This is a genomic window from Nioella sp. (assembly GCF_964229645.1).
GTDB lineage: Bacteria > Pseudomonadota > Alphaproteobacteria > Rhodobacterales > Rhodobacteraceae > Nioella.
Genome location: NZ_CAXREX010000099.1, coordinates 1 through 9,138, shown reverse-complemented (window position 1 = coordinate 9,138; position 9,138 = coordinate 1). Strand labels below are relative to the sequence as shown.

General features: G+C 66.9%; 7 protein-coding genes. 1 reads left to right on the top strand and 6 read right to left on the bottom strand.

What is annotated here, in order from left to right:
• Nucleotides 1-123: 123 nt before the first annotated feature.
• The 3 genes from ACEQXV_RS06845 to gltX all read right to left on the bottom strand — a co-directional run bounded on the left by ACEQXV_RS06845 (nucleotide 124) and on the right by gltX (nucleotide 4,060).
• Nucleotides 124-1,062: a nucleoside hydrolase gene (locus ACEQXV_RS06845; RefSeq protein WP_370268453.1), complete on the bottom strand. Its 939-nt coding sequence runs from the start codon at nucleotides 1,060-1,062 to the stop codon at nucleotides 124-126.
• 193 nt (nucleotides 1,063-1,255) lie between these two features.
• Nucleotides 1,256-2,548 carry a citrate synthase gene (gltA, locus tag ACEQXV_RS06840; protein WP_370268451.1) on the bottom strand — a complete coding sequence of 431 codons (1,293 nt, stop codon included), beginning with the start codon at nucleotides 2,546-2,548 and terminating at the stop codon, nucleotides 1,256-1,258.
• Nucleotides 2,549-2,650: 102 nt separating this feature from the next.
• The gene (gene gltX / locus ACEQXV_RS06835) at nucleotides 2,651-4,060 is read right to left on the bottom strand and encodes a glutamate--tRNA ligase (protein ID WP_370252718.1); all 1,410 of its coding nucleotides are present in this window, start codon (nucleotides 4,058-4,060) and stop codon (nucleotides 2,651-2,653) included.
• 107 nt (nucleotides 4,061-4,167) lie between these two features.
• Between gltX and ACEQXV_RS06830 the strand changes: the two genes are divergently transcribed.
• On the top strand, nucleotides 4,168-6,273 hold the full coding sequence (locus ACEQXV_RS06830) for a ComEC/Rec2 family competence protein (protein ID WP_370268450.1): 2,106 nt from the start codon (nucleotides 4,168-4,170) through the stop codon (nucleotides 6,271-6,273).
• Here the strand turns inward: ACEQXV_RS06830 and lexA are convergent.
• The 3 genes from lexA to ACEQXV_RS06815 form a co-directional block, all read right to left on the bottom strand.
• On the bottom strand, nucleotides 6,267-6,959 hold the full coding sequence (gene lexA / locus ACEQXV_RS06825) for a transcriptional repressor LexA (RefSeq protein WP_370268449.1): 693 nt from the start codon (nucleotides 6,957-6,959) through the stop codon (nucleotides 6,267-6,269). The two genes, ACEQXV_RS06830 and lexA, sit on opposite strands and share 7 nt — an antisense overlap.
• Before the next feature lie 81 nt (nucleotides 6,960-7,040).
• The gene (glp, locus tag ACEQXV_RS06820) at nucleotides 7,041-8,225 is read right to left on the bottom strand and encodes a gephyrin-like molybdotransferase Glp (RefSeq protein ID WP_370268447.1); all 1,185 of its coding nucleotides are present in this window, start codon (nucleotides 8,223-8,225) and stop codon (nucleotides 7,041-7,043) included.
• The coding region (locus tag ACEQXV_RS06815) for a GIY-YIG nuclease family protein (protein WP_370268446.1) at nucleotides 8,222-9,138 on the bottom strand (917 nt) is incomplete at its 5' end. The genes glp and ACEQXV_RS06815, both read right to left, overlap by 4 nt.

Here is a 9,138-nt window from a genome sequence, read left to right as displayed (position 1 = left end):
GAAGGCCGCGCAGCGTGTGGTCAAGGGCCGCCTTGGGGCGGGCGGAGATGCCCTCATGGGCGTGATAGGCCGCCACCAGCGGCAGGAGCACGGGCAGGTCATCCGCGCAGGCAAGGCGCAGGCTCACAGCCGGGCAATCCGCTCGGTCAGCAGGGCAAAGAACCCGTCGGCGTCGATATCGCCCATGAAGAGCGCATTGGGCGCGCGGTCGGTGACGCGCCACCAGTCGGCAACGGTCATGCCACGGGTGAGCGCGGAGCCCGTTTCGATTTCCACATTGATGTGGCGGCCCCGGAAAAGATCGGGTTTCAGCAGGTAGGCGATGACCGTTGGGTCATGGAGCGGCGCCCCGGCCGAGCCGTATTTTTCCTTGTCGAACCGTTCGAAGAAGTCGGTCCATTCGGCAACGATACGGCCCGGTTCCGTGCCCAGGTGCCGGAAGGCCTCGTTGCGCGGGGCGGTGACCAGCGCCTTATGCGTGACATCGAGGGGCATCACCACGATGGGAATGCCCGATTTGAAAACAATTTCAGCAGCTTCCGGGTCGACGTAAATGTTGAACTCGGCGGCGGGCGTGATGTTGCCCACCTGGAAATAGGCCCCGCCCATCAACACGATTTCGCGCACGCGGCCCACGATGTCGGGGGCCTTTTGCAGCGCGGTCGCGATATTGGTGAGCGGCCCGAGCGGGCAGAGCGTGACCGTGCCCGCAGGCTCGGCGCGCAGGGTGTCGATGAGAAAATCGACCGCGTGCCCCTGCTGAAGCGGCATCTCGGGCTCTGGCAGATCCGGGCCGTCGAGCCCGGTCTTGCCGTGGACATGTTCGGCAGTCACCAGCGTATGGGCCAGCGGGCGGTCGCAGCCTGCATAGACTTTCACGTCGGGCCGTCCTGCCACTTCGCAGACCTTGCGGGCATTCTTGGCCGTCAGCGCCAGGGGCACGTTTCCGGCGACGGCGGTGATCCCCAGAACCTCCAGGTCCTCGGGGCTGGCCAGGGCCAGCAGGATCGCGACGGCGTCGTCCTGGCCGGGATCGGTGTCGATGATGATCTTGCGGGGCATGGGGGCTCCTGTTCTGCGCGTGGCAGCAGAGTATCGGCGGATGCGCGCTTTGCAACGCCTCCGGCGGGGGTATTTGGGCAAAGAAGAAGGGGCAGGCGCGCGTTAAGGTTAACGGGCGCGCGACAAGGGGCTCTTAAGCAAGAAGGCCGCCCCGGGATGAGGACGGCCTTCGAAAGCTTGTCATCGAGCGCGATCAGCGGTTCTCGATATCCACGTAATCGCGGAAGGGGGCGCCGGTATAGAGCTGGCGCGGGCGACCGATCTTGCCTTTCGGGTCTGCGATCATTTCCTTCCACTGGGAAATCCAGCCCACGGTCCGCGACAGGGCGAAGATCGGCGTGAACATCGAGGTGGGGAAGCCCATCGCTTCGAGGATGATGCCCGAGTAGAAGTCGACATTCGGGAAGAGTTTCTTCTCGGCGAAATACGCGTCTTCCAGCGCGATGCGCTCCAGTTCCTTGGCGACCTGGAGAAGCGGGTTGTTTTCCACGCCCAGAAGATCCAGCACCTCGTCGGCCGACTTCTTCATCACCGTCGCGCGCGGGTCGAAGTTCTTGTAGACCCGGTGGCCGAAGCCCATCAGGCGGAAGGGGTCGTTCTTGTCCTTCGCGCGGGCGATGTATTCGGGGATGCGGTCGACCGATCCGATTTCCTTGAGCATCTCCAGGCAGGCCTGGTTGGCGCCGCCATGGGCGGGGCCCCAGAGGCAGGCGATGCCGGCGGCGATACAGGCGAAGGGGTTGGCCCCCGAGGAGCCCGCGAGGCGGACGGTCGAGGTCGAGGCGTTCTGCTCGTGATCGGCGTGGAGCGTGAAGATACGGTCCATCGCGCGGCTCAGGATCGGATCGGGGATGTATTCCTCGGCCGGAACCGCGAAGCACATGCGCAGGAAGTTCGACGCGTAGTCGAGGTCGTTGCGCGGATACACGAAGGGCTGGCCGATCGAGTATTTGTAGGCCATCGCGGCGATGGTGGGCAGCTTGGCAATCAGCCGGATCGACGCCACTTCGCGCTGCCACGGGTCCGAGATGTCGGTCGAGTCGTGGTAGAAGGCCGACATGGCCCCGACCACGCCCACCATGGTGGCCATGGGATGGGCGTCGCGGCGGAAGCCACGGAAGAAGTTGTGCATCTGCTCGTGCACCATCGTGTGACGGGTCACGCGGTTCTCGAAATCTTCCAGTTGCGCGGCGGTCGGCAGTTCGCCGTAGAGCAGCAGGTAGCAGACTTCGAGGTAATGCGACTTCTCGGCCAGCTGGTCGATCGGGTAGCCACGATGCAGCAGGATGCCCTCGTCACCGTCGATATAGGTGATGGTGGATTCGCAGGCCGAGGTGGAAGTGAACCCTGGGTCATGCGTGAAGACGCCAGCCTGACCGTAGAGCTTGGTGATGTCGATCACATCCGGGCCCGCGGTGGGCGAATGAATCGGCAGTTCGAAGCTCTTGTTGTCGAAGGTGAGCGTCGCGGTCTTGCTGTCTGCCATATGAGTCCCTCTTCAATAAGGCCGCCGGACGAGGTCCGGCGGAAGTCCCGGGACCGGTTGCCCGGGCCCTCAAGTTCGCAGGCAGCCTGTGACCTCTCCCAGTCAGGTGGCTGCAGCATCCGCCAGCCGGGCGACGGTTTCGTCGCGTCCGATGACGAGCATCATGTCGAAAACGCTCGGGCTGACTGCGCGGCCTGCGATCGCGGCCCGAAGGACCGGCGCGAGCTTGCCCAATTTCAGATCGTGGCGCTCGGCCACTTCCGAAACAATCGCCTCAAGCGTGTCGCGTGTCCAGCTAGCATTTTGCAACTGCGGCGTCAATTCTGCCAGTATACCACGGAATACATCATCCAGGGCGGCGGCGGACTTCTCATCGAGGTCAATTGGACGCGATGTCAGGACAAAGTGCGCTTTTTCAAGGAGTTGCGGCAAAGACCGGGCGCGGTCCTTGAGGCAATACATCGCAGCGGCAAGCCCATCTTTCTGCGACTGCGAAAGGGCGGGTTGCTGCGCGGCAACGAGAAATCGCTCGATTTCGGCGACAAGCGCGTTATCGTCCATGGCCCCGATATGGTGGCTGGCCACATGTTCGAGCTTCTTGAAATCGAGCCGGGCCGGGGATTTGCCGATTCCCTTGAGGTCAAACCATTCCTTGGCCTGTTCATCGGAAAAAAGCTCGTCATCGCCATGGGACCAGCCGAGCCGGGCCAGGTAGTTGCGCATGGCGGCCGGCGGATAGCCCATGGCGGCATATTCCTCGACCCCGAGCGCGCCGTGGCGCTTGGACAGTTTCTTGCCGTCGGGGCCGTGGATCAGCGGGATATGCGCCCAGACCGGCTCTGCCCAGCCCATGGCGTGGTAGATCTGGGCCTGGCGCGCGGCGTTGTTGAGGTGATCGTCGCCCCGGATCACGTGGGTGACGCCCATGTCGTGATCGTCGACCACAACCGCATGCATGTATGTGGGCGTGCCATCCGAGCGCAGCAGGATCATGTCGTCGAGCTGGTCGTTGCGGATCGTCACGTCGCCCTGCACCTCGTCATGAATCACGGTCACGCCCTCGCGTGGGGCCTTCAGCCGGATCACGAAGGGAAGGTCGGGGTGGTCGGCCTCGGCCACGTCGCGCCAGGGGCTGAGGAAGAGGGTCGAGCGGCCCTCGGCGCGGGCTGCATCGCGGAAGGCCTGGATGTCCTCTTGCGTGGAGAAGCACTTGTAGGCGTGGCCCCGGGCCAGCATCTCGCGCGCGACCTCGGCGTGGCGGTCGCGGCGGGCAAACTGGCTGATCGGTTCGCCGTCCCAGTCGAGCCCGAGCCAGGTCAGACCGTTCAGGATGGCCTGGGTCGCCTCGGGGGTGGAGCGTTCGCGGTCGGTATCCTCGATGCGCAGAAGGAAGGTGCCGCCGCGGCCACGGGCATAGAGCCAGTTGAAGAGCGCGGTGCGCGCGCCCCCGATATGCAGGAAGCCCGTGGGCGAGGGGGCGAAGCGGGTCACGACATTCGAGGTCATCGGCATTCCTTTCGAGGGCGTCTCGGCAGCGCCTTGGCGTTAACTCTTTGGCAACCATGTGGCCGCAGTCTTGGTTGGCAGTGGTTTAGGCAAGGCCGGGAAGGGTGGCAAGGGTGCGACTTGTGCAGGCGCTCGATGCGGTGCAGCAGCGGCAGCGGGGGTTTCTGTTGCCCTGGGCGCCGGTGCTCTTCGGCCTGGGGGTCGGGACCTATTTCGCGCTGTCCGCAGAACCGGGGCGCGGAACCTGGGCCGGGGTGGCGGGGGCGGCCCTCCTGGCCGCGATCCTCGCGCGGTGGCGGCGTGAGAGCCTGGGGCCGCTTGCGACAGCACTGCTGCTGCTGGCGCTTGGCTTTTGCGCGGCGGGGCTGCGCACGCAGCTCGTGGCGGGGCCGGTGCTGGAGTTTCGCTATTACGGCCCCATCGAGGGGCGGCTGATCGCGGTTGACCGATCCGCCTCGGACGTGCTGCGCCTGACCCTCGACCGGGTGGTGCTGGCCAGAACCGCACCCGAGCGGGTGCCGCGCCGGGTGCGGGTGTCGCTTCATGGGGAACAGGGCCATTTCCATCCCGTGCCGGGAGAGCGGGTGGCGATGACGGGGCACCTGTCACCGCCAGAAGGTCCGGCGGAACCGGGCGGTTTCGACTTCCAGCGCCACGCCTGGTTCCTGGGGATCGGGGCCGTGGGCTATACGAGAAGCCCCGCGCTGGTCATGGTCCCGCGCCCGGCGGGGGACTTGCCGCTTGCCGGGCTGCGCATGCGCCTGTCGCAGGCGATCCGAGACCGCATCGGGGGCGAGGCAGGGGCCTTTGCCGCCGCCGTTCTGACGGGGGATCGGTCGGGCATTCATGCCGAGACGCTCGAGAACCTGCGCCGGACGAATATCGCGCATCTGCTGGCCATTTCCGGTCTGCATATGGGGCTGCTGACCGGCTTCGTCTTCCTTGTGCTGCGGGGCGGGCTGGCGCTGATCGCGCCTTTGGCCCTGCGCGTGCCGACCAAGAAGGTCGCCGCTGTCGGCGCATTGATGACCGGGGCTTTCTACCTGGCGCTTGCCGGGGGCAATGTGGCCACGGAACGGGCCTTCATCCAGGTGGCGGTCATGTTCCTGGCCGTGCTGCTGGACCGCCGCGCGATCACGCTACGCTCGGTCGCTATTGCTGCCCTGATCGTGCTGGCGCACAGGCCGGAATCCCTCCTTGGGCCGGGCTTCCAGATGAGTTTCGCCGCCACCACGGCGCTGGTGGCCGTGTTCAACGCCGTCAAGAACCTGGGCTGGCTGGCCGCCTGGCCGCGCTGGAGCCGGGGGGTGAGCGGGCTTGTGCTGTCGTCGGCGGTGGCCGGGCTGGCCACGGCCCCATTCGCGGCGGCGCATTTCAACATGTGGGCGGTCTACGGGCTGGTGGCCAATCTGCTGACCGTGCCGGTGATGGGCAGCCTGGTCATTCCGGCGGCGGTGGTTGCTGGGCTGCTCTGGCCGCTTGGTCTTGACTGGATTGCCCTGACGGTGATGGAGACAGGGCTGACCTGGATCCTGGCCGTCGCTGAGCGCGTGGCCCGGATGGAAGGCGCGGTGCAGCAGGTCGTGGCGCCGCCCGGCGCGGTGCTGCCGCTTGTGGCGCTTGGGGCGCTCGCCGTGATCCTGTGGCAGGGACGGGGACGCTGGATCGGGGTCGTGCCCGTGGTGATGGGGATTGCGCTGTGGACCGCTGCGGACAGGCCCGCCGTGCTGGTTTCGCCCTCGGGCGGGCTGGTGGGGGTCATGGGACCAGGGGGCCGTGCGCTCAGCCGTCCGAGGGGGGACGGGTTTGTCGCCCGCATCTGGCTGGAAAACGATGGCGACGGCTCCGGCCAGGCTGCTGCGGCAGGGCGGACCGGCTGGCAGGAAGACGGGGCGGGCCGGGGGATCGTTCTGGCAGGGACGAGCCTGTGGCACGGAACCGGGCGTCGCGGGCAAGCGGATTTCGCGCGGGCTTGCGCGATGTACGACTGGGTCATCACATCCGACGAGCCACCAGAGGCGGCAAGTCTGTCAGCGCCAATGTCCGACGACATCCTGTCGGGGGCATTGCTGGCCCCGGACGATGGCCGGTGCCGCCTGATCGGGCCTGCCCTGCTGCGCCAGACCGGGGCGCTTGCCCTGTTCCCGCAAAGTGGGGGGATGCGGATCCTGACAGCCCGGGCGGCGCAGGGCCAAAGGCCCTGGGTGCCTGATCAATAGGTGCGGATCAGGCCGACCAGCTTGCCCTGAACCTTCACTTGGTCCTCGCGCAGCATGCGTGTCTGGTAGGCGGGGTTCGCGGCTTCCAGCGCGATCATGTTGCCCTTCTTGCGGAAGCGCTTGAGCGTTGCTTCGTAGCCTTCGACCAGGGCCACGACGATATCGCCGTTATCGGCGGTCGAGCCTTCCTCGATCACCACGATATCGCCTTCGTTGATCCCGGCCTCGATCATCGAGTCGCCCTTCACCTCCAGCGCGTAGTGGCTTTTGCCGGTGGTCAGCATCTGATGGGGCACCGCGACGTGGGTGGACACTTCGCTGATCGCCTCGATCGGCGTGCCGGCGGCGATGCGGCCCATCACGGGCAGGTCCATCGCGGCGGCGGCGGTAACGGGCTGGGCATCGCGCGGCGGGTCGGCGCGGCTGCCCTCGATCACGCGGGGGGTAAAGCCGCCAAGCTTGGCTTCCAGGCTTTCGGGCAGTTTCACGATCTCGATCGCGCGGGCCCGGTGCGCCAGCCTGCGGATGAAACCCCGTTCCTCAAGCGCCGTGATCAGTCGGTGGATGCCCGACTTCGACCGGAGGTCCAGCGCATCCTTCATCTCGTCGAAGGACGGCGGCACGCCATCGCGCTGCATGCGGCGGTGAATAAGCTCCAACAGGTCCAGCTGCTTCTTGGTCAGCATCTCGGGCCTCCCCTTACGGAAAATCGCATCTGTTCGGGGAATGTTCTACTGCCGTTCCCCCTTCGTGTCAATCCCGGCGGTCTAGAGCCGCAAGAATTCCACAAGGGCACCTGCCTTGAGCGGGCCTTGCCCCGCGGGCCGGATCATCAGCGCATCGGCATGGGCCAGCACGGTCAGCAGCGAGGAATCCTGCCGCTCGCCCGGGGTCACGCGCGGGTAGCGCCCGCCCGTATCAAGCGTCGCGCGCATGTAATGTTCCCGCGGGCCGTTTTCGGGCAGGTCCACCGCCAGTTCGGCGGTCTCGCGCGGGGCGGGGGCCTTGCCCAGGCCAAGCATGGCGCGGATCATCGGCACCAGGAAGATCTGCGCGCAGACCATCGAGGATACCGGGTTGCCGGGCAGACCCAGAAGCGCAGCTGCCCCCATGCGCCCGGCCATCAGCGGTTTGCCGGGCCTAAGCGCCACCTTGTAGAAACTGCGCTCCATCCCGCTGGCCAGGGCGACCTGGCCCACCAGGTCGTGATCGCCCACGGAGGCCCCGCCGATGGTCACGATGATGTCGGCATCCGCCGCAAGCCCGAAGACAGTGGCCAGGCTCTCCACCCGGTCGCGGGCAATGGGCAAGAGCCGCGCATGGGCCCCGGCGGCCTCGGCCATGCCCTTGATGCCGTAGGAATTGGAGGCGACGATCTGGTCCGCGCGCGGGTCTTCGCCCGGCTGCACCAGTTCGTCCCCGGTGGCGATGATCGCGACCACAGGTTTGCGCGCGACGGGCAGGGCGGGCTGGTTCATCGAGGCCGCCAGCGCCACGTCGGCAGGGCGCAGCACGCGCGGCGCGTCGAGCGTCTGGCCCTTGCGAAAGTCGCTGCCGGCGGGGCGGATATTGGTCTGGTGGTCGAGCCGATCGCCAAGGGTGATGACGTCTCCCTCTCGCGTCACGTCTTCCTGGATGATGACGCGCGTGGCGCCCGCGGGAAGGGGCGCGCCGGTGAAGATGCGCAGGGCCTCCCCGTCATGCAGCCTGCCGTCCCAGCCATGGCCCGCAGCCGCTTCACCCACCACCGTGAAACGGTCCCCGGTCCGGGGGGCCTCGGCCGTCACCGCGTAGCCGTCCATCGCGGACGAGGCGAAGGGCGGCTGGTCGCGCCGCGCCGCAACGCTGCGCGACAGAACCCGGCCTGCGGCCTCGGCCAGCGGCACGTGCTCGCTATCCAGCGGCTCGGCCAGCGCAAGGCAATGGGCCAGAGCCTCGTCGACGGTGATCATTCGGTGGCTCCTTCGATCTGGGCCGCTTCCCAGTCGGCATAGGTGCGGCCATCAGGGAGCTTCCAAGACGTGCGCCCGTTGGCAGAACGACCGGTAACGACCGCCGCAGCCGCAGAGGGGCTAGAAAAAGCATAGTCCTCGGTCATCCGCGCGCTGTCGCCGGATAAGGAGATGATCCCGCGGGCTACGAGGTGCTGCCGCAGTTCCCGATAGTTCGAGGCATGCTTCGGATCGCCCACCCAAGCGGGCCTGACTTCCGATCCGGCCTTCACGCGCAATTCGCCGTCTACGAGGTCCGCCGTGGCGTCGACCCCGTGGCGCGGCACAGCGAGGTGAAATCTGGGCGCCTCAGTGGGCTGCTGCGCCACTTCCCGCGATGTGCTACGCCGACCGGTCTGGAAAAGGTCCACCCGGATCGCGGGCAACACCATGTGCAGCGTGTCGAGGAAGCTTTCCATGTTGGCGGTCGCGGCTTCGTTCAAGCTGGACCCGGCGGGCTGGTTGCCGTTCTCCAGTCGCGTTGCCCCGGCAGCGCGGGCCATGGCGACAAGGCGGCTTTCGAGGTAGCGGATATGGGCCTTGTTCAGGGCGTCGCCCGCCGTGGTGACCAGAACGGCGACCTCCCACCAGTCCTTTTCCTTCGCATGCTGACCGATCCGCCGGGCCATGTCCTCGGCCTCGCCGATATAGGCCAGCGGGCCGGTCTCATCGCTTCCAAGCAGCAGGTAGACGCCGGTCTGGCGCGCCTGCGCCCGCTGCAGCCCCTCGGCCAGCCGGGTGCGGGGGATGCGCAGGACATGGCCGGTCCAGTTGAAGACCTCCGCTGTCAGCATGCCGTCGGGCCTGCCATCGACGAAGTAAAGCTCCAGCGACCGGCCTGCCGTCATCCCTGTGCCTCGTAGCGGCCCGATTT

What these genes read in the sequence shown, in the direction of transcription:
- ACEQXV_RS06845 (WP_370268453.1), bottom strand. Translation starts at nt 1,062, where the DNA reads ATGCCCCGCAAGATCATCATCGACACCGATCCCGGCCAGGACGACGCC.
- glp (WP_370268447.1), bottom strand. Translation starts at nt 8,225, where the DNA reads ATGATCACCGTCGACGAGGCTCTGGCCCATTGCCTTGCGCTGGCCGAG.
- gltX (WP_370252718.1), bottom strand. Translation starts at nt 4,060, where the DNA reads ATGCCGATGACCTCGAATGTCGTGACCCGCTTCGCCCCCTCGCCCACG.
- gltA (WP_370268451.1), bottom strand. Translation starts at nt 2,548, where the DNA reads ATGGCAGACAGCAAGACCGCGACGCTCACCTTCGACAACAAGAGCTTC.
- lexA (WP_370268449.1), bottom strand. Translation starts at nt 6,959, where the DNA reads ATGCTGACCAAGAAGCAGCTGGACCTGTTGGAGCTTATTCACCGCCGC.